This is a genomic window from Roseburia sp. AM23-20, assembly GCF_003470905.1.
Taxonomy (GTDB): Bacteria; Bacillota; Clostridia; order Lachnospirales; family Lachnospiraceae; genus Roseburia; species Roseburia rectibacter.
The window spans coordinates 49,367-67,843 of record NZ_QRHS01000009.1 but is presented as its reverse complement, the minus strand read 5'-3'; the positions used below and the strand labels follow the sequence as shown (position 1 = coordinate 67,843).

Sequence of the window (18,477 nt, the reverse complement as noted above, 5' to 3'; positions counted from 1 at the left end):
GAAATCCAGAACTTTACCGATGCGATGATGCTCCAACGCTATACCGCAGTTTTCGGGCATCTGGCATACTCCCTTGGGGAATACCAAACGGCCATGCTTGATTTTGCAGAAAAAACAGACGGCAACGAAGCAGACCGCACCGCAGAGGGTTTTGCAAAAATGTTCGGCAGCTATTTCCCGCCGGAGTTTTCCATCACGGAAGGCAATGCCTGGATGTCTACCCTGAACAATTCCGTTCAGTATGTATCCGTCATCCGTCCCGGCGAAAAAGTTGCGAAGCTGGTCAAGCGGATGCACTATGTATCCTTTGTAGGGATGTTCCGGTCTGATCTCTTTGAGGGCCTGTGTGTTGGTCATGCACCGAAGAAATGCAAAATCTGCGGCAAGTGGTTTCTGACCACCAACGCACGGCACGCCAAATACTGTGGCGGCTATGCACCGGGGGACAAGCTGCACCGCACCTGTCGGCAGATCGGCAACCTGAAAGGCAGAGAACAACGGGAGCTTGCGGACGATCATCCGGTGAAACAGATTTATGAGAAACGGCTGAACACCATAAACCGCTATGTGAAGCGTGGTACTCTGGACGCTGATCTTGCAGAGGTTATGAAAAAGCTGGCAAAAGATAAGATGCTCCGGGCATTGAGCAATGTAGCCTATGCCAAGGGAGCTTATGAAAAAGAAATGGACCAGGCGGCTTTGAAAAAGGAAGCAAGTGCAAAAATATACAAAGAAAGGGACAAACATGAATAGAAAAGAACTTAGTCAGAATCATTGGAAATACTACTTAATGCTCGAAAAGCGTTTTGTTGAATCAATAGAGTTTGTAGAACTACATGAGGACAATTTTGATGCATTTTCTAACGGATATGCCCTCTTAATTCAAGCCATAGGGGCAGAGTTGGATACTGTATTCAAAGAGTTTTGCGGTTTCAATACAACGGATCGAAAAACGGTTGCAGACTATGCACAGTATATTTTGACCAACACACCGGATATAAAAAATCAAAAAATCAGTGTACAGGAATACGATATCGAAATACAACCGTTTATGAATTGGGATATTACCCAGCCCGCACAGTCGTTGCAATGGTGGGGAGCATTTACAGATGTCAAGCACAACCGCTATGAGCAGTTGAAGCAAGCAAAGCAGGAGAATGTACTAAATATCTTGGGAGCTTTGTATTTGATAGAAATGTTGTACTTGAAGAAAATCACTGATGGGACAGACGAATTTGATGTGTTTGATGAATCTTCCAACTTGTTTAGTTTGAAAAACTGGACTTCTAAGGCTGTGCCGCTGAGCCAAGCTTTTGCCGTGCTAAGTGATATGATGGACGACGAAAATAATACTACTAACAAAAAGTTCGATGCATAATTACTGTCGATATTGATAGAGAAAGAACCGAAAGGAGGTGCGCTATGCTGAGTGATTTTTCATGGGACATGACCGGATACATACCAAAACACGCTGTCAATCCGCACGGTGACGGCATCATTCCTTATGCGGCAGAGCGCATCTTCCAACTGGAACCGGAGCCTCCAGCGGTAGGCAATCTGAACGAATATATCCTGTCTGCCTTGCAGGAAAAGAATTTGATATATTTCTCATTCTTCCTACACTACTACGAGCCGCAACTTAACAAGCGCATCAAAGACTTTCTCGGTGTGGATGGCGGCGATCTGTATGACACAGACCGATTTATAGATATAAAGCTCTCCTGCCGGGAGCAAATGCTCCAAAAGCTGATGGACTATGACCTTGCCAAGGGTGCAGAGTATGCTACATACATTTTCCCGTTCATCCGGGATGCTATGCTCCGTTTTCGCATGGGCGAAGAAAAATGGTCGGTGTCCTCTCTGACCAATTACAAAATGGTGCGGTCAATGGCTTGGCTGTACCACAATACCAAGGATGCGGTCAACGAATTTTCCAAGAAATACAACTGCGATCTTGCCCTTGCGGAAGAATATCTGAAAGTTGTCCGTGGAATCCGCAATCAGCAGCCATTCTATGTGACAGACGAGAACGGCGAGGAAACAGGCGAGGATGTAGCCCTTGACGATAGCTGGAACTATACCGATATCCTCTGGAACGGCATACAAGCAGAAAAGGTGCAGCAGGCATTTGAGAAACTGAATTACCGGGAACAGACCTTGCTCGAAAAACGGTTAGCAATTTGCATGACTTGTGGGCGTGTCAGCTCATGGAAAGACCGCCCCACCTTTGAAGAACTGGCGGTTATGTTTGAGGGCAGTACAGCCAGCGGTGCAGAACGAGCCTACCGAAAAGCAGTGGACAAGTTGACGGAATTGTTGGTTGCCGAGGGCGCAATCCATGCAGTCCGGCTAAAACAGAAATCCAAGACCAAGCGAAAAAAGAAAATCGCCGCCGCAATCTACGAATATCAGGCAGACTGCGACGGCGAATGGGGCGAAATATCATTAGATTTTGAGAACGGAAAGGCAGAGGTCTTTTGCTTGCCGATTGGGATACAGTGAAAACAAACAAATTTGCAAGCAGAGCAATCGCCTATCTTCTGAACTGTGAGAACGAAAAATTACCCAAGGAAATAATGGTGGCCTTTGAATAACGAGGGAGTGAGATACATGGAACAATTATTGATTATTGAAGATGATATAGGGTTGAATCAGGGTTTAAGTAAAGCACTGAAAGCAGATGACCGTCAGATTATATCCTGCCAAGACCTAAAAACGGCGAAGGAACAGCTTCTTTGCGGCGGTGTATCCCTGATCCTGCTGGATATCAATCTGCCGGATGGCAGCGGGCTTGAGCTGCTTCGGGAGGTCAAGGAAAACCTGCCCGGAATTCCTGTTATTCTGCTGACTGCCAACGACACCGATCTGGACATCGTAGACGGACTGGAGAGAGGCGCTGATGATTATATTACCAAGCCCTTTTCTCTTTCGGTTTTGCGTGCAAGGGTGAATACCCAACTGCGAAAGCAAGCGTCAAACCATAAAAATGCGCCGTTCCATATGGATCTATTTCACTTTGACTTTGAGTCTATGACCTTTTATGTGGGAGATTCAAAAGTGGAATTGAGTAAAACAGAACAAAAATTACTGCGTCTGCTTGTTGAAAACCGTGGTCGAACCATGACCCGTGGAGACCTTGTCGACCGGATCTGGACAGATGGCGCAGAATATGTGGATGAAAATGCTTTGTCTGTTACGATCAAGCGTCTGAGGGATAAGCTTGGCGCACAGAAATACATTAAAACCATCTACGGAATCGGTTATAGCTGGGTGACAAAAGATGAATAAAACCGGCATTGTGATCATACTGCTATGTTTTCTGGCGGCGATAGCTGCTGTATTATGGGAGCGGAGGAAGATCAGAAAAACGATGGAAGAAATCGAAAGGATGCTGGACGCTGCCATGACCGGCTCCTTTTCTGAAACCAATTTTGATGAAAGCCGGCTATCTGCATTGGAAACGAAGTTTGCGCACTATCTTTCCGCCGCAGAAGCATCTTCTCAAAACATAGCGCAGGAAAAAGACAAAATCAAAACCTTGATTGCGGACATCTCCCACCAGACAAAAACGCCGATTGCAAACCTGCTGTTATACAGCGAGCTTCTGATGGAGGAAACTATGCCTGCATCGGCGAAGGCAAATGTGGAGGCGCTGTACAAACAATCGGAAAAGCTGCGATTTCTGATTGATTCTCTCGTAAAGCTTTCCAGACTGGAAAACGGGATCATTTCACTCTCCCCTCAGCAAGCAGCGCTGCAGCCGCTGCTTGAAAGTGTGGTAGAACAATATACTGCCAAGGCTTCTGAAAAAGGATTGTCTTTGCAAATGCAGGATACAGATGCTTTTGCTGTATTCGACTTCAAATGGACAGCGGAAGCGCTGGCGAATATCGTAGACAACGCCATCAAATATACAGAGCATGGCACAATCAGGATTTCTGCCGTAAGTTACGAAATGTTTGCAAGGATCGATATATCGGATACCGGTTCAGGCATACCAGAAACTGAGCAAGCGAAGATATTTGCTCGCTTTTACCGCTCAAAGGCGGTTCAAGAGCAGGAAGGGGTCGGCATCGGCTTATACCTTGCCCGACAGATCATATCCGGCGAGGGAGGTTATATCAAGATTGCTTCCGTTCCGGGAAAAGGAAGTACGTTTTCCATATTTCTGCCGAAATAACAACAATTCTATCAAAACTGTTAGATTTCATTTTCCGCCGGAAAGAATGTGGAAAGATTCCTATGCGATAATCTGTATGTATCAAAGGATGATTTCCTTTCATACATACAGATTTTTTCATGGAGGTACTCATTTATGGAAGTTTTACAGGCAAAAAACCTGAAAAAGATTTATGGCTCCGGCAATAACGCAGTTCATGCGTTGGATGGAGTTGATTTAAGTGTAAAGAAGGGCGAATTTGTTGCAATTGTCGGCACATCCGGCTCCGGCAAATCCACGCTGCTGCACATGCTGGGCGGGCTGGATCGCCCTACAAGTGGCACGGTCATGGTGGACGGACAGGATATTTTCTCCCTGAAGGAGGAAGCGCTGACCATCTTCCGCCGCAGGAAAATCGGCTTTGTGTTCCAAGCATATAATCTTGTTCCGGTGCTGAATGTGTATGAAAATATTGTTCTACCCATTGAGCTGGACGGTGGCAAGGTCAATAAGGATTTCGTACAGCAAATTGTACAGACACTTGGGCTGGATGATCGTCTGGATGCCCTGCCCAATCAGCTCTCCGGCGGTCAGCAGCAGCGAGTAGCCATTGCCCGTGCGCTGGCGGCAGCACCCGCTATCATTCTGGCAGATGAACCCACCGGCAATCTGGATTCCAAAACCAGCCAGGATGTATTGAGCCTTTTGAAAGTCACCAGTCAAAAGTTCGCCCAGACAATCGTAATGATCACTCACAACGAAGAAATTGCGCAGATGGCAGACCGCATTATCCGTATCGAAGATGGTCGGATCGTCTCCCAGAACTAACGGGAGGTGGCTACGATGAATGTCAAAAACAGAAAATGTATTCGAAAGCTCAGCTTAAAATCTCTTTATGCGAACCGTCGCCGCAATCTGATCGCTATTTTTGCCATTGCGCTGACAACGCTGCTATTTACGTCCATGTTCACCATTGTCTTGTCGTTGAACGCCAGTTATGAAACCTACCAGTTTCGGCAGGTAGGTGGCTATGCACACGGTACCTTTAAGGATGTTTCCCCCGAGCAGGCGGAACGTATCGCTGCCCACCCAAAGGTGAAGGCTGCGGGGGTACGGAAGGTAATCGGTATCACTGCGGAGGGTGTCTTTTCCAAAACCCCTGCAGAGATCAGCTACATGGATGCCAACTGCACTAAATGGAGCTATGCAACCCCTACTACCGGACGGATGCCCGAAAGCGGCAAAGAGGTAGCCATGGATACGGCAGCGTTGCGGCTGCTTGGCGTAACGCCGGAGCTGGGCGCCGAGGTCACGGTTTCCTATTCCATTACGGACAAGGATCAAACCGCCTTTACTGTAACAGATACCTTTACGCTGGTGGGCTATTGGGACTATGATGAACTAATGCCTGTTCATTACATCAACATCAGCCGTGATTACGCAGATGACATCGAAGCGCAGGCAGTGAAAACAGGTTTACAGCCTTTCCGCACCGATTTGAATGTCATGATGGCTTCCAGTACAAACATTCAAGGGCAGATGGAGCAGGTGGATACCGATCTCGGCTACACATGGGACAGCTATACCGATCCCAACAGCGTCCGGATCGGCGTCAACTGGGGATATACCTCATCCCAGCTGGAGTCGCATCTCGATCCGGAACTTGTGATCGCCATAGCAGCTTTTTTGCTGCTGGTGATTTTCACCGGGTATCTTATCATCTATAACATTTTCCAGATCTCTGTTGCGGGGGATATCCGGTTTTACGGGCTTCTGAAAACCATTGGCACAACGCCCCGGCAGCTCAAACGCATCATTCGCCAGCAGGCACTTCTGCTTTGTCTGATCGGCATTCCGGCGGGGCTGCTGTTGGGCTATGGCATTGGCGCTGTTCTGGTGCCTGTTGTCTTGCGCTCCACCCAGTTGGATGCAGGCATCACCACCATCAGCACTTCGCCTGTGATCTTTGTTGGCTCCGTGCTGTTTGCCCTGCTGACGGTGCTTTTGTCCTGCTCCAAGCCCGGGAAAATGGCAGCCAGGGTTTCTCCGGTGGAGGCTACCAAATATACAGATGCGATGCAGACCAAGAAAAAACAGCGCAGCACCCGGGGAGCGAAGCTCCATCAGATGGCCTTTGCCAATCTGGGACGAAACAAAAAAAAGACGGTGCTGGTGGTGGTGTCTCTGGCACTGTCGGTGACGCTGTTCAATGCACTGTGTGCCTTTGTGGGCGGCTTCAGCATGGAGAAGTATGTATCCTTCATGACCTGCGCCGATTTTATCGTCAGCACGCCCGACTATTTCCGTTACAACCCGGCAGATGAATTCATCACGCCGGAACAGATCGAAGAGATCGCAGCAAACACAAAGTCCAGTCTTTCCGGCACGGGATATGCTGTGCGAAAACCCGTATATCTTTGGATGACGGAGGATGCTCTGCGGCAGGACTATGCAAGGTACGAAAGTGCTGAGCAGTTGGACAGCCATATGAGCCGCATGGAGCACCGGGGCGATATGGTGATGGGAGATACCAGAATCGAGGCTCTGGATAACAGCCTGTTTGACAAGCTGCAAGTGTTCGACGGAGATATTTCTCCTATGCTGGAGCCAAACAATAACGCTATTGCCATTGCGGTTTCCTTAGATGACTACGGTAATCTGCCCAATCCTGAATACTACCCCAAGGTGGGAGACACGATCACCGCCACCTATGCGGACGATGTGAAATATATCGACAGCCGCACCGGGGAACTCCGCACCGAAGATACACCGGAGGAGTACTTTCAGGAAAAACTGTATGGAGCCAGAGATGTAGAGTACACGGTCTGCGCCTTGGTAGAGCTTCCGTATTCCATGAGTTATCGTTATGGTGGTATTGGATATGAGACAGTTTTGTCTGTGGATACCGCACAGAGGGACAGCGGCGGTGCGGCCATTCCGATGCTCTACCTGTTCGACACAGCAGACGACGCAGACGAGGCCGAAGCAGAGCAATATCTATCGAAGCTCACTGCCGGTGAGTTTTCACCCTTGATGTATGAAAGCAAGGCCACGGCTCGCTCTGAGTTTGCTCAGTTCCGGCAGATGTTCCTTCTGGTAGGTGGTATCCTCTGTGCTATCATCGGGCTGGTGGGACTCTTAAATTTCTTCAACGCCATGATGACCAGTATTCTTTCCCGCCGCCGTGAATTTGCTGTGCTTCAGGCTGTAGGAATGACGAACCGGCAGCTCAAAACCATGCTGATCTACGAGGGATTGTTTTACGCAATGTCCTCCGTATCGGCGGCCTTTATTCTGTCGCTGGCGGTGGGACCTCTTGCAGGAAAAATGCTGGGCAGTATGTTCTGGTTCTTTGAGTATCGATTCACCATTCTGCCTGTCCTGCTGACAATTCCGGTATTTCTTCTGCTGGGGTGGCTGATTCCTTGCATGATGTATGACAATGCAGCGAAATGCAGTGTTGTAGAGCAATTAAGGGATGCTCAATAACTGTTAAGCAAAAAACGGCCCTCTGCCAAGGAAAAGGCAGAGGGCTGAGTTTTAATCTAAGGGTTTACATTCAGTTACAGTTTTTAGATAAATTTCGGGATCACCGTTCAAGATCAAGTCTGCATATCCAACCGGATCATTGTAGATTAGATAATCCAGTTCTGACCGTTGATACATATTGTCAGCAACCTCATTCTCCACGGCGATGGTATCAATGGCAATCATGCTGCCATCTAAAAATTTCAGTTCCACACAAGCGGTATCCATGTTAAACTCACAAGAAATCAATCTATCCATAAGAAACCTCCACTTTGCTGGATGTTAGATCATCCCAAAATATTTGAATGCTTCTCGGATTGCTTTCTCTTTTTCCGGCGGACACTGGGGCTGTCTGGAATCCTCGGATTTCGGCAGATTATAGTTTTTGCCTACCTCAATCCCACATTTCCGTTTAATCTGTGAGATATAGAGGTTGGATACCTTTAATCCGCTATGTTCCAGTACATAGTCCTTGATCTGCGTGTAGGTTGCCCCATCTTGGAACTCCGACATATCCATATCTTCCAAAGAGAACTCAACCCGAATCTTTTTCGAGTCGACCTCGCCCTTGGAAAGCAAGACAACCGTCTCACAATTTCCCGTCGCAGGGAACATGTCCACGCACTGCACTTTCTTCACCTGATAACCCCTCGCCTGCAGCACTTCAAGATCTCTTGCTAAGCTGGTCGGTTTACAGGAAATATAGACCATCTGCGGCACATTATAGCGGATGATTTTCTCCAGTGCTTTCGGATGGATTCCATCTCTTGGCGGATCAAGTACGATATAATCCGGTTTTTCCCCGATCGTATCGATCACTTTTAATACATCTCCCGCGATAAATTCGCAGTTGGTAAGTCCGTTTAAAGCTGCATTCTCCCTTGCAGCCACAACAGCTTCCTCCACGATCTCCACACCGATCACTTTCTTTGCAACCGGAGAAAGTATCTGTGCGATTGTTCCGGTTCCGGAATACAGGTCAAATACTGTCTGATTCGCCTCATCGTCGAGCGCATCCCCGATAAATTCACGTGCAGTCTGATAGAGTACTTCTGCACCAAGGGAATTTGTCTGGAAAAAGGAAAATGGCGTGATTTTAAACTTCAGACCAAGCAGTTCCTCATAAAAGAAGTCCTGTCCAAATAAAATATCTGTCCCCTCATTTTTGATCGTATCGGCAACGCTGTCATTTTTTGTATGAAGGATTCCTTTTAGCACACCGTCATATTTTTCCTCACAAAGTTTTTTCACCCAGCCTTCTAATAATGCACTTTCATTTTCCCCACTAAGTTCCTCCATCTGTGTAGTTGTCACAAGGTCAACTAAAATCTCTCCTGTTTTTGCTGCTTTTCTCACAAGAAAATGACGGAGATACCCGGTGTGACGGAGTTTATGATAAAATGGAATCTGTTTTTCCTTAAAATATTCCAACGTGATCTTAAGCACACGACGGAAATCTTCGTCTACGATCTGGCACTCTCCTACATTTACGATATCATAAAAACTGCCGCGTTTGTGCATTCCAAGTGCCAACGGACCATCCTTATATTCATCTCCAAATGAAAACTCCATCTTGTTGCGGTATGCTTTTGGTCTTGGACTTGCTTTGATTGGTAAAAACTCATATCCCTTATTTTCTTCAGTGATGACTGCGTCGATCAGGTCTTTGACCTGCTTTTCTTTCATCTTAAGCTGTTCCTCATATGGAAGGCTCTGGAATGTACAGCCACCACAGATCCCATAATGAACACATCCAGGTTCCGGCAGCTCCAGTGCAGATTTTTCCAATATTTCAAGCAGTCGTCCTTCGCATTTTCCTTTTCTGACCTTATTGACTGCTGCTGATACTTTCTGTCCCATGATCGCATTTTTTACGATCACACGTGTACCATCTTCCGTTCTTAAAATTCCTTTATTCGGGAAATCCACCCTTTCAATGATTCCTTCTACGATCTGCCCTTTTTTCATAACCAGTTCCTTTCTTTTTCTATTAACACAAACTAAAAAGGGCTGCAACACTGCAGCCCCCTAAGATATTTCTTACTCTTCTGTTTTTTCCTCTGCCGGCTCTTCTGCTTTGTCGTCATCTTCTTCGTCTTCAAAGAAATCATCATCAAAATCATCCTCGAAGTCATCCTCAAAATCTTCCAGATAATCAGGTGCAAAGAATCGATAAATTCCATAAACTGCTGCTGCCACTGCGGCAATAATTCCGATAATCGCAAATACCCAGACAACTTTGGAAGCTTTCTTCTCTTCCTCTGCTTCTTTTTTATTCAGCAGTTCGTTTAATCTTGAAATGTTAACTAAATCTTTTAAATCGTCCATCTTGTTCATAGGGCTCCCCTCCTTCTATTTTCAGACTGCTGTATCTCACAGTCATATGTTACCTGATGATTCTAATATTATGCGTATTACATTCCGCAATGTAAATTCATTACATGTTAATATTATATCATATGTTTCCCATTTCGCCTATTAAAAATTTATAAATTAAACATTTTTATATCTTTTTTAATTTTGCAAAAGAAGCAAACATTTTTTTGATGCCCACTGTATCAAACTGAACCGTGACTTCATAGTCCCGTCCACCTTCTACGATCGCAACTACAGTGCCTTCTCCAAACCTTGTATGTAAAACACGGTCAGCAATATCATATGGCAGTTTTTCCGCTTTCGTATGAACAGACGCAAATGCACGCGCCTGCATGCTCTGTCCGGAAGGCTGCTGTTTCATGTTCATCCGTTTTGATTTTGCACTCCATTCATTTCCAGTTGAAGTACCCGCTTCCTTTCTTGCAGGAACTGTTTCTTTTCCATCTAAAAGTTCTGCAGGAATTTCTTTGACAAATCGTGAAACTTTATTGTACTGTGTCTCACCTCGGATCATTCTCTGCCTTGCACAGGTGATCGTCAATTCTTTCATTGCACGGGTAATACCCACATAAGCAAGGCGGCGTTCTTCCTCTAACTGCTCACTTGAATCATCCGACGTGATCGACATATAGCTTGGGAACAGACCATCCTCCATACCTGCTAAATACACTTTAGGAAATTCCAGTCCCTTTGCACTGTGCAGCGTCATCAAGACAACATAGTCGCTGTCATCTTCCAGGCTGTCAATGTCTGCCACCAGTGCTACTTCTTCCAGAAAACCGCTCAGTGTCGGATGTTCCTCGCTTTCCTCATAGCTTACAACTTTACTTAAAAGCTCATCGATATTCTCGATCCTTGCCTCAGCTTCATCGGTACCTTCCGCCTGAAGTTCCTTAACATATCCTGTTTCCTCGATCACTTCATGAAGCAGCTGTGAAATGCTGATAAACTCCAGTTTACTCCGGAACACCTGAATAAGATTTACGAATGGCTTTACTTTTGATGCTGCTTTTCCAATGGACGGGATTTCATCTGCACGCTTTAAGGCATCATAAAAGCTGATATCGTATGCCCCAGCATAATCAGTCACACGGTTTACAGTCGTTGCGCCAATGCCACGTTTTGGAACATTTAAAATACGACGCACCGCAAGATCATCACGTGCATTGTCAATCGTCTTTAAATAAGCAAGAAGATCCTTCACTTCTTTTCTGGCATAAAAGTTTACACCACCGACGATCTTATACGGAATATTTGATACGATAAAACGCTCCTCAAACAGTCGTGACTGCGCATTTGTACGGTATAAAACAGCATGATCCCCATAATGATAAGCTCCGTTCTTTACATCACCTGCAATATCACATGCGATAAAATCAGCTTCCTCATAACCGGTATTAAACTGTTCAAAATCAATCTTCTTACCTTCTTCATTTGCAGTCCAGAGTGTCTTTGATTTTCTGCCGACATTGTTTGCAATCACGCTGTTTGCTGCATTTAAAATATTCTGGGTGGAACGGTAATTCTGCTCTAATTTGATTGTTTTTGCATCCGGAAAATGTTTTTCAAAATTTAAAATATTATAAATATTCGCCCCACGGAACTTATAAATAGACTGGTCATCATCACCTACTACACAAAGATTCTGATACTTTCCCGCCAGAAGACGGATCAGTTCAAACTGTGCTGTATTGGTATCCTGATACTCGTCTACCATAATATAATGAAAACGCTCCTGATAATAATTTTTCACTTCAGGATCCGACTGTAAAAGTTCTACCGTTTTCATGATCAGATCATCGAAATCAAGCGCATTGTTCTTATGTAATGCATCCTGATACTCCCGGTATACCTCCGCCTGTCTGCGTTTTGCATAATCAGAAGATGTCAGTGCACGCTGCATCAGTTCTGTCGGTGTGATTAGTTCGTCTTTCGCTGACGAGATTGCTGCTAAAAAACTTTTCTCTTTATAAATCTTAGTATCGATCTCTAAACGCTTACAGATATCTTTCATCAGGGATTTTGAATCATCCGCATCGTAGATCGTAAAATTGGTATCAAATCCGATCCGGTCAATATGACGGCGCAGGATTCTCACACAACTTGAATGAAAGGTCGATACCCAGATACTTTCCGAACCGAATCCAACAATTTTATCAATCCGCTCCCGCATCTCCCCAGCTGCCTTGTTGGTAAAAGTGATCGCCATGATATGATAGGGATTAACTCCCTTTTCTTCTATTAAATAAGCAGCACGGTGTGTCAGCACACGCGTTTTCCCGGAACCTGCTCCCGCTAAGATCAGCACCGGTCCCTCCGTCTGATATACTGCTTCCCTCTGCTGTTCATTCAGTGTATCGTATATACTCATATTTATTATTTTCCTTTTCTTTCATTGATTGCTATTATACTATAACATGTACTTTTCGTGCAATAAAACCTATCTTGAATTATTTTGTTAAATTATTTTTTCATTTATATCTTGTCATCTAGTTTTCATTACTATATAATGTGATAAGAGGTGACACAAATATGGATACGAAACAATTTTTACGTTCAATCTTAGATTCCTTACAGCAGATTGATTACGTCAAACCGGAAGATATTCCGAATATTGATTTATATATGGATCAGGTAACCACATTTATGGATTCACAGCTTGCAGCTTCCAAGCGTCATGATGACGACAAAATCCTGACTAAGACAATGATCAACAATTATGCAAAAAACAACCTTCTTCCTCCACCGGAAAAGAAGAAATATACCAAAGAACATGTACTGGTTCTGATCTTTATTTATTATCTGAAGAGTATTTTAAGTATCAGCGATATCCAGGGGATTTTAAATCCGATCACAGAAAAATACTTCGGCAATGACGAGCACTACAGTCTCGAAGATATCTATAAAGAAGTTTTCAGTTTAGAACATCCGGAAACACAGAACCTCATGAAAGATCTTGCAAAGAAATTCAACACTTCCATGAAAACATTCCCGGATGCATCGGAAGAAGAAGCCGATCTTTTGCATACGTTCAGTTTTATCTGTATGCTCAGTTATGATGTATACATCAAAAAAACTCTGATTGAAAAAATGATCGACCAGATGGCTTCAAAAGATCCGGACACAAAACCATCCAAAAAATAATAGAAGAACCGCTATTTCTGATAAGACAGATGATCATATATTTGCATATACACCTGTCTGCCGGAATAGCGGTTCTTTTTATTTCTATTCTTTATCTTTTTCCTGAAGTCTTGAGAAAACCATATCATATCCGTCATTGCCATAATTCAATGAACGGTTTACACGACTGATCGTTGCAGTGGAAGCACCGGTCTTTTCTGCGATATCAAGATATGTCTTCTGATCTCTAAGCATCTTCGCAACTTCAAATCTCTGTGATAAAGAAAGCAGCTCATTCACAGTACATACATCTTCAAAAAATGTATAACATTCTTCCTTGTTCTGGAGGCTTAAAATAGCATCAAACAGATGATCAACTGCCTCTGTCCTAAGTTTCTTGCTCATAATCCTTTCTCCTTTTTTATTGATTGCACGCTATGTGCGCTATACACCTATGTTGCATTTTAGCATATTAAAGTTTTAAAGTAAATAGATATTTTTGTTATTTTATTTTTTTCGCAGACCGTTATTATATCATTTTCTCCATGTAAATGCAATGAAATATATCGGTTTACAAAATCAGAACATTTGTTCTGATTTTTATTTCTTTTCTATTGATTTTCAAACATATGTTTGCTATAATATTTTTTACCAACAAATATTTTACCCTGTAAAGGAGCATTCCACATGAAAAAAATAGGCTCATTTTTCTTTACTTTTATACCATTTTTGCTTGCGATAGCATTCCAGTACCTTGCCATGTTTTTTGTAATGGGAGTAGCCCTGTTTTATGAACATATCCGCTATATTTTTTCTTCCAGCCATGTCTATACAGAGCTTTGGAACAATACTTTAAACCTTTGGTCCTCAACGCGCGTAAATACCATGATCATGATCGTATTTTCCCTGCTCTGTATCGGAGCATTCGGTCTATGGTACCATGCCGGATATCATGGGATTTATCTGGTTCACCCGGGAAAGATTTTCCATCCGCTTTCCGTTATTGGGATCATCCTTTTAGTACCTGGTACACAGTGTCTGTCGACCTATCTGGTCTCTTTCCTGGCATCTTTGTTTCCACAGTGGATGAAAGCCTATGAAAAACTTATGGACACTGCAGGAATGACAAATGGGCTGACCGTATCCATGTTCTTTTACTCCGTCCTGCTTGCCCCAATCGGTGAAGAACTTCTCTTTCGCGGTGTTACCATGCATCAGGCAAAAAAAGTATTTCCGTTCTGGGCAGCAAACATCATGCAGGCACTTTTATTCGGAGTTTTCCACATGAATATGATACAGGGAATCTATGCATTTTTCCTCGGTATGATTCTGGGTTACATCTGTGAAAGAGGTGGCAGTATTTATCAGTCTATCCTGTTTCACATGTTATTTAACTTCTGGGGAACCGTCATAAGCAGCATTTTACCAACCGGCAGCAGTGCACTCTTTTTCATCCTTTATTTTGCCACAGGAGTGATCTGTATCTCATGCGGTTTTGTCCTCTTCCATTTTGGATCAAACCGCATGGTTCAAAAACAAATGTCTATTCTGCCACTTGAAAATACGGGATATGATACTTTTCCTCCATTCAATTAACGTCCGGTTTCATCACTGCAGATAATTTTTCAGGAAACGAATCAGTTCTTCCATCTCTTCTTTTGTTCCGATACTGATCCTCAGATAATTGCTGATTCGTTCTTTTGAAAAATACCGCACAAAAATATGTTCTTTTTTCAAAGCCTCAAACAATTCTTTTGCCGGCACACGCTCATGTGTTGCAAAGATAAAATTACTCATGGAATCTCCAAATGAAAAACCAAGTTTTGCAAGCTCTTTCTTTGTCCATTCACGGGTCGCTATTACACGCTGTCTGGTCTCTTCGAAGTAGTCCTTGTCCTTTATTGCTTCCACACCAAGTGCAAGTGCTGTCTGATTCATCGTATAGGAATTAAATGAGTACTTCACATCATTAATATATTTAATAAGTTTTTCATTTCCCATTGCATAGCCGATACGCATGCCTGCCATGGAACGTGACTTTGAAAAAGTCTGGACCACCAGCAAATTATCATATTTCTCAATCAGAGGAAGTGCACTCTCCCCTCCAAAATCGATATATGCCTCATCCACAACCACAATCACATCCTGATTATGCTTTATGATATCCTCAATTTCTGAAAGTGGCATTAAAATTCCTGTCGGTGCATTTGGATTTGGAAAAACTACGCCTCCATTTTCGCCATAATAATCTTCTTTTACGATCTGGAAATTATCGTCTAACGGTTTTACCTCATATGGTATCCGAAGCATATCTGCCCAGACATCATAAAACGAATACGTAATATCCGGAAACCAGATCGGTGTTTTAGAATTAAAGAACGTCATAAAGATCATTGCAAGTACATCATCCGATCCAACACCCACAAAAACCTGACTGCTCTTTAAACCATAATACTCTGCGATCGCATCCACAAGAACTTTACAGGCCGGCTCCGGATATAATCTGAGCCGGTCTGTATCGAACTCTTTCAGTACGCGGATCACTCCTGGTGCCGGTGGATACGGATTTTCATTTGTATTTAATTTGATCATACGCTGTTCCTGTGGCTGCTCTCCCGGAACATACGGTACTACTTTTCTTACATAAGATTCCCAGTTACCCATTCTATGCCTCCTACTAATTCAGTCCATACACTTCTGCTAATTTTGCAAATGCAGGAAGTGAATTTTTGATTGTCTCATGAGAAACACAATAAGCAAGGCGTACAAATCCGCCACATCCAAATGCACTTCCTTTTACCATCAGAAGATGCAGCTTTTTGCCCTCTTCTACAAACTCTTCTTCATTGGCGACCGGAGATTTCACCCACAGGTAAAATGCTCCTTCCGGCTTGATACAGGTAAAGCCAAGATTCGTTAAGCCATCGTATAACATCTTTCGGTTTTCATCATAAAAAGAAACATCAGTTTTTTCATCTAAACATCTTGCAACTGCTTTCTGGATCAAAGATGGTGCATTGACAAATCCAAGCGTACGGTTTGATATCTCAATACCGCGTATCAGATCTTCGGCATCAGATGCCTCATTTGGAACTACCACATAACCGATACGTTCTCCCGGCAGTGATAATGATTTGCTGAAAGAATATCCAACGATCGTATTTTTATAATATTTTGTCAGAAAATCTTCTTTATTTCCATCATAAACCAGTTCACGATAAGGCTCATCTGATATCAGATAAATGTCATGTCCGTATTCTTCCTGTTTCTTTTCTAAGATAGCAGCGATTGCCTGCATCGTCTCAGGTTTGTAAATCACACCTGTCGGATTATTTGGTGTATTGACGATAAGTGCCTTTGTTTTTTCTGTGATCTTTGCCGCAAAGTCAGCTAAATCCGGCTGAAATGTCCGAAGATCCGGATTTACCGTTACAATATCCGCATCAAAATTAGCTGCATACTGACGATACTCACCGAAAAATGGTGCAAACACGATCACCTCATCTCCCGGATCTAAAATTGTCTTAAAAATTATATTAAGACCGCCTGCTGCACCGACTGTCATTACAATATTATGACCATCAAATGCAGTACCAAAACGTTTGTTTAAGTTCTCTGCGATCGCTTCACGCACATCTTTATAGCCGGCATTTTCCATATATCCGTGTAATTCCAGAGAACCTGATGCACCTTTTTTATCTGCCTCGTCTAACAGATCACGGATACTGTTATTTAACGCTGCCGGAGCCGGTGTTGCTGGATTGCCAAGAGAAAAATCATAGACATTCTCTGCACCATATTTTTCTGCCATTGCTTTTCCTTCTACAAACATTGCACGGATCGCAGAATTTCCGAGTAAAGCCTTTTGTATTCTTTTTGAAACCATAATTCTATCTCCATTCGTATACATTTCTGTTGTTGCAGATCACACAAATCCCACTGAAAGAAGTGTATTTATAATATATCTTTAAATACTTTACCACAGCACTATAAAGAAGTAAATGCTATTTTCACTGGAATTATTGATGTTTCATAATGCGACGATTTTTCCCTATTATACACGAAAAGCGTATTGCAGCTTCCATAAACTGCAATACGCTTTTACAAGCCTGTTATCTATACAATACTCATAAACCATTCCACGGTTTCCGGTGAATAATGTGAAAAGAATAAACTTTCTCCTGTATCAAGTGCTTCGATCTGCTTCATTTCCTCATCGGTCAGTGAAAAATCAAACACATTGAAGTTTTCCTGCATTCTTTCTTCGTGGGTAGATTTCGGGATGACAACTACCCCATTCTGAAGCAGGAAGCGGAGTGCTACCTGAGCTACACTCTTTCCATATTTTGTTCCGATTTCTTTGAGTACCGGAATGTTGAAGAAATCGTTTTTATAGATAACGCCGAGTTAAGTCTCACGCAGCTCAATGGCTTTAACTGCCTTCTCCGTGACCAGATCGGTTTCTGGACTGAACTGGTAAAACAAAAAATGCCTGCATCACGTTTTCTGATACAGACAGATGAATTTGAGTTTGAGGAACTGGTCCGGAACTCCTCATTGTTATGTTTTTCCACCAGTATCGCAACACCCTTAAACCAGCCCATGAAAGACCGGAAAGCGATCCCTTTGACCGATGCAGAAGTTCATGTTACTTATTGTACCATAAGTACTTTAGTCCGCAGTGCACGTCCGAAAAATTAAAAAACTGCAGTGTTTCCACTGCAGCTTTTCTTTTACATCTACTATTTTACTAACTCTTTTACTTTTGCTTTCTTACCAACGCGATCTCTTAAGTAGAATAATTTAGCACGTCTTACTTTACCTTGACGAACTACTTCTACTTTCTCAACGTTCGGAGAATGTAACGGCCATGTTTTTTCTACGCCGACACCGTTAGAGATTTTTCTTACAGTAAATGTCTCACGGTTGCTTCCACCCTGTTTTTTAAGTACAGTACCCTCGAATACCTGGATTCTCTCACGGTTACCCTCTTTGATCTTACCGTAAACTTTTACAGTATCACCAACACGGAACTCCGGTACTTCTGCTTTTAACTGTGCTGTTTCAATGTTCTTAATGATTTCACTTGCGTTCATTTTGTGACCTCCTGATAATTTGGATGTTCTTAATACGCGAATTCGTAACAGAGGACCATCTATTTTTACTCACAACCATTATATCTTATCACATAAATTTGTGATTGTAAAGATATTTTTTACTTGAGTTTCCGTATTGAGTTTCCGTACTTTTATCCACAAAGCCCCGTTTTCATAATCATCGTCATAAACAAC

General features: G+C 43.3%; 19 protein-coding genes. 10 read left to right on the top strand and 9 right to left on the bottom strand.

Annotated elements, in window-relative coordinates; translation table 11 throughout:
- The 7 genes from DW650_RS20030 to DW650_RS08930 all read left to right on the top strand — a co-directional run.
- On the top strand, window positions 1–753 hold a 753-nt coding region (locus tag DW650_RS20030; protein WP_243102909.1), incomplete at its 5' end, for a DUF6076 domain-containing protein.
- Window positions 746–1,378, top strand: coding sequence for a hypothetical protein (locus DW650_RS08955; RefSeq protein ID WP_021683574.1), 633 nt, complete (start codon window positions 746–748; stop codon window positions 1,376–1,378). The genes DW650_RS20030 and DW650_RS08955, both read left to right, overlap by 8 nt.
- Before the next feature lie 44 nt (window positions 1,379–1,422).
- Window positions 1,423–2,502, top strand: coding sequence for a hypothetical protein (locus DW650_RS08950; protein ID WP_330414628.1), 1,080 nt, complete (start codon window positions 1,423–1,425; stop codon window positions 2,500–2,502).
- A 108-nt stretch (window positions 2,503–2,610) separates the two neighbouring features.
- A complete protein-coding gene (locus DW650_RS08945; protein WP_117489490.1) occupies window positions 2,611–3,288 on the top strand; it encodes a response regulator transcription factor in 678 nt (225 codons plus the stop codon).
- Complete coding sequence (locus DW650_RS08940) at window positions 3,281–4,180, top strand: sensor histidine kinase (RefSeq protein WP_117494646.1); 900 nt, start codon at window positions 3,281–3,283, stop codon at window positions 4,178–4,180. The genes DW650_RS08945 and DW650_RS08940 overlap by 8 nt, the downstream gene beginning before the upstream one ends.
- Window positions 4,181–4,315: 135 nt before the next feature.
- Window positions 4,316–4,987 carry an ABC transporter ATP-binding protein gene (locus DW650_RS08935; protein ID WP_006858253.1) on the top strand — a complete coding sequence of 224 codons (672 nt, stop codon included), beginning with the start codon at window positions 4,316–4,318 and terminating at the stop codon, window positions 4,985–4,987.
- 15 nt (window positions 4,988–5,002) lie between these two features.
- Window positions 5,003–7,648 (top strand): ABC transporter permease, encoded by a 2,646-nt coding sequence (locus tag DW650_RS08930; protein WP_118209687.1) that lies wholly within the window; start codon window positions 5,003–5,005, stop codon window positions 7,646–7,648.
- A gap of 51 nt (window positions 7,649–7,699) precedes the next feature.
- Here DW650_RS08930 and DW650_RS08925 read toward each other — a convergent pair whose 3' ends face one another.
- The 4 genes from DW650_RS08925 to pcrA all read right to left on the bottom strand — a co-directional run bounded on the left by DW650_RS08925 (window position 7,700) and on the right by pcrA (window position 12,434).
- The gene (locus DW650_RS08925) at window positions 7,700–7,945 is read right to left on the bottom strand and encodes a DUF6061 family protein (RefSeq protein ID WP_021683568.1); all 246 of its coding nucleotides are present in this window, start codon (window positions 7,943–7,945) and stop codon (window positions 7,700–7,702) included.
- 24 nt (window positions 7,946–7,969) lie between these two features.
- Window positions 7,970–9,655, bottom strand: a complete 1,686-nt coding sequence (gene rlmD / locus DW650_RS08920; RefSeq protein ID WP_118209686.1) for a 23S rRNA (uracil(1939)-C(5))-methyltransferase RlmD — start codon at window positions 9,653–9,655, stop codon at window positions 7,970–7,972.
- A gap of 72 nt (window positions 9,656–9,727) precedes the next feature.
- Complete coding sequence (locus DW650_RS08915) at window positions 9,728–10,024, bottom strand: hypothetical protein (protein WP_117922548.1); 297 nt, start codon at window positions 10,022–10,024, stop codon at window positions 9,728–9,730.
- Window positions 10,025–10,190: 166 nt separating this feature from the next.
- Window positions 10,191–12,434 carry a DNA helicase PcrA gene (pcrA, locus tag DW650_RS08910; protein ID WP_118209685.1) on the bottom strand — a complete coding sequence of 748 codons (2,244 nt, stop codon included), beginning with the start codon at window positions 12,432–12,434 and terminating at the stop codon, window positions 10,191–10,193.
- Between the two features lie 161 nt (window positions 12,435–12,595).
- Here pcrA and DW650_RS08905 point away from each other — a divergent pair, with 161 nt between their 5' ends.
- A complete protein-coding gene (locus DW650_RS08905; RefSeq protein ID WP_117922546.1) occupies window positions 12,596–13,207 on the top strand; it encodes a DUF1836 domain-containing protein in 612 nt (203 codons plus the stop codon).
- An 84-nt stretch (window positions 13,208–13,291) separates the two neighbouring features.
- Here DW650_RS08905 and DW650_RS08900 read toward each other — a convergent pair whose 3' ends face one another.
- Window positions 13,292–13,591, bottom strand: a complete 300-nt coding sequence (locus DW650_RS08900) for a YerC/YecD family TrpR-related protein (protein WP_117922545.1) — start codon at window positions 13,589–13,591, stop codon at window positions 13,292–13,294.
- 282 nt (window positions 13,592–13,873) lie between these two features.
- On the opposite strand from DW650_RS08900, the gene DW650_RS08895 reads away from it, so the two are divergent.
- On the top strand, window positions 13,874–14,782 hold the full coding sequence (locus tag DW650_RS08895; protein ID WP_117922544.1) for a type II CAAX endopeptidase family protein: 909 nt from the start codon (window positions 13,874–13,876) through the stop codon (window positions 14,780–14,782).
- A gap of 12 nt (window positions 14,783–14,794) precedes the next feature.
- On the opposite strand, the gene hisC is transcribed toward DW650_RS08895, so the two are convergent.
- The 3 genes from hisC to DW650_RS20625 all read right to left on the bottom strand — a co-directional run bounded on the left by hisC (window position 14,795) and on the right by DW650_RS20625 (window position 17,542).
- Complete coding sequence (hisC, locus tag DW650_RS08890; protein ID WP_118209684.1) at window positions 14,795–15,850, bottom strand: histidinol-phosphate transaminase; 1,056 nt, start codon at window positions 15,848–15,850, stop codon at window positions 14,795–14,797.
- A 13-nt stretch (window positions 15,851–15,863) separates the two neighbouring features.
- Window positions 15,864–17,072, bottom strand: a complete 1,209-nt coding sequence (locus DW650_RS08885; protein ID WP_118209683.1) for a pyridoxal phosphate-dependent aminotransferase — start codon at window positions 17,070–17,072, stop codon at window positions 15,864–15,866.
- Between the two features lie 230 nt (window positions 17,073–17,302).
- Entirely contained in the window at window positions 17,303–17,542 is a 240-nt protein-coding gene (locus DW650_RS20625; protein WP_334294399.1) for an aldo/keto reductase, read from the bottom strand.
- On the opposite strand from DW650_RS20625, the gene DW650_RS20490 reads away from it, so the two are divergent.
- Window positions 17,453–17,887, top strand: a complete 435-nt coding sequence (locus DW650_RS20490) for a hypothetical protein (RefSeq protein ID WP_186898967.1) — start codon at window positions 17,453–17,455, stop codon at window positions 17,885–17,887. The two genes, DW650_RS20625 and DW650_RS20490, sit on opposite strands and share 90 nt — an antisense overlap.
- Window positions 17,888–17,928: 41 nt before the next feature.
- Here the strand turns inward: DW650_RS20490 and rplS are convergent, their stop codons facing one another.
- Window positions 17,929–18,282 (bottom strand): 50S ribosomal protein L19, encoded by a 354-nt coding sequence (rplS, locus tag DW650_RS08870; protein WP_006858535.1) that lies wholly within the window; start codon window positions 18,280–18,282, stop codon window positions 17,929–17,931.
- Window positions 18,283–18,477: the final 195 nt, after the last annotated feature.

Coding starts and splice junctions, on each gene's coding strand:
- DW650_RS08955 (WP_021683574.1), top strand. CDS start 746: ATGAATAGAAAAGAACTTAGTCAGAATCATTGGAAATACTACTTAATG.
- DW650_RS08950 (WP_330414628.1), top strand. CDS start 1,423: ATGCTGAGTGATTTTTCATGGGACATGACCGGATACATACCAAAACAC.
- DW650_RS08945 (WP_117489490.1), top strand. CDS start 2,611: ATGGAACAATTATTGATTATTGAAGATGATATAGGGTTGAATCAGGGT.
- DW650_RS08940 (WP_117494646.1), top strand. CDS start 3,281: ATGAATAAAACCGGCATTGTGATCATACTGCTATGTTTTCTGGCGGCG.
- DW650_RS08935 (WP_006858253.1), top strand. CDS start 4,316: ATGGAAGTTTTACAGGCAAAAAACCTGAAAAAGATTTATGGCTCCGGC.
- DW650_RS08930 (WP_118209687.1), top strand. CDS start 5,003: ATGAATGTCAAAAACAGAAAATGTATTCGAAAGCTCAGCTTAAAATCT.
- DW650_RS08925 (WP_021683568.1), bottom strand. CDS start 7,945: ATGGATAGATTGATTTCTTGTGAGTTTAACATGGATACCGCTTGTGTG.
- rlmD (WP_118209686.1), bottom strand. CDS start 9,655: ATGAAAAAAGGGCAGATCGTAGAAGGAATCATTGAAAGGGTGGATTTC.
- DW650_RS08915 (WP_117922548.1), bottom strand. CDS start 10,024: ATGAACAAGATGGACGATTTAAAAGATTTAGTTAACATTTCAAGATTA.
- pcrA (WP_118209685.1), bottom strand. CDS start 12,434: ATGAGTATATACGATACACTGAATGAACAGCAGAGGGAAGCAGTATAT.
- DW650_RS08905 (WP_117922546.1), top strand. CDS start 12,596: ATGGATACGAAACAATTTTTACGTTCAATCTTAGATTCCTTACAGCAG.
- DW650_RS08900 (WP_117922545.1), bottom strand. CDS start 13,591: ATGAGCAAGAAACTTAGGACAGAGGCAGTTGATCATCTGTTTGATGCT.
- DW650_RS08895 (WP_117922544.1), top strand. CDS start 13,874: ATGAAAAAAATAGGCTCATTTTTCTTTACTTTTATACCATTTTTGCTT.
- hisC (WP_118209684.1), bottom strand. CDS start 15,850: ATGGGTAACTGGGAATCTTATGTAAGAAAAGTAGTACCGTATGTTCCG.
- DW650_RS08885 (WP_118209683.1), bottom strand. CDS start 17,072: ATGGTTTCAAAAAGAATACAAAAGGCTTTACTCGGAAATTCTGCGATC.
- rplS (WP_006858535.1), bottom strand. CDS start 18,282: ATGAACGCAAGTGAAATCATTAAGAACATTGAAACAGCACAGTTAAAA.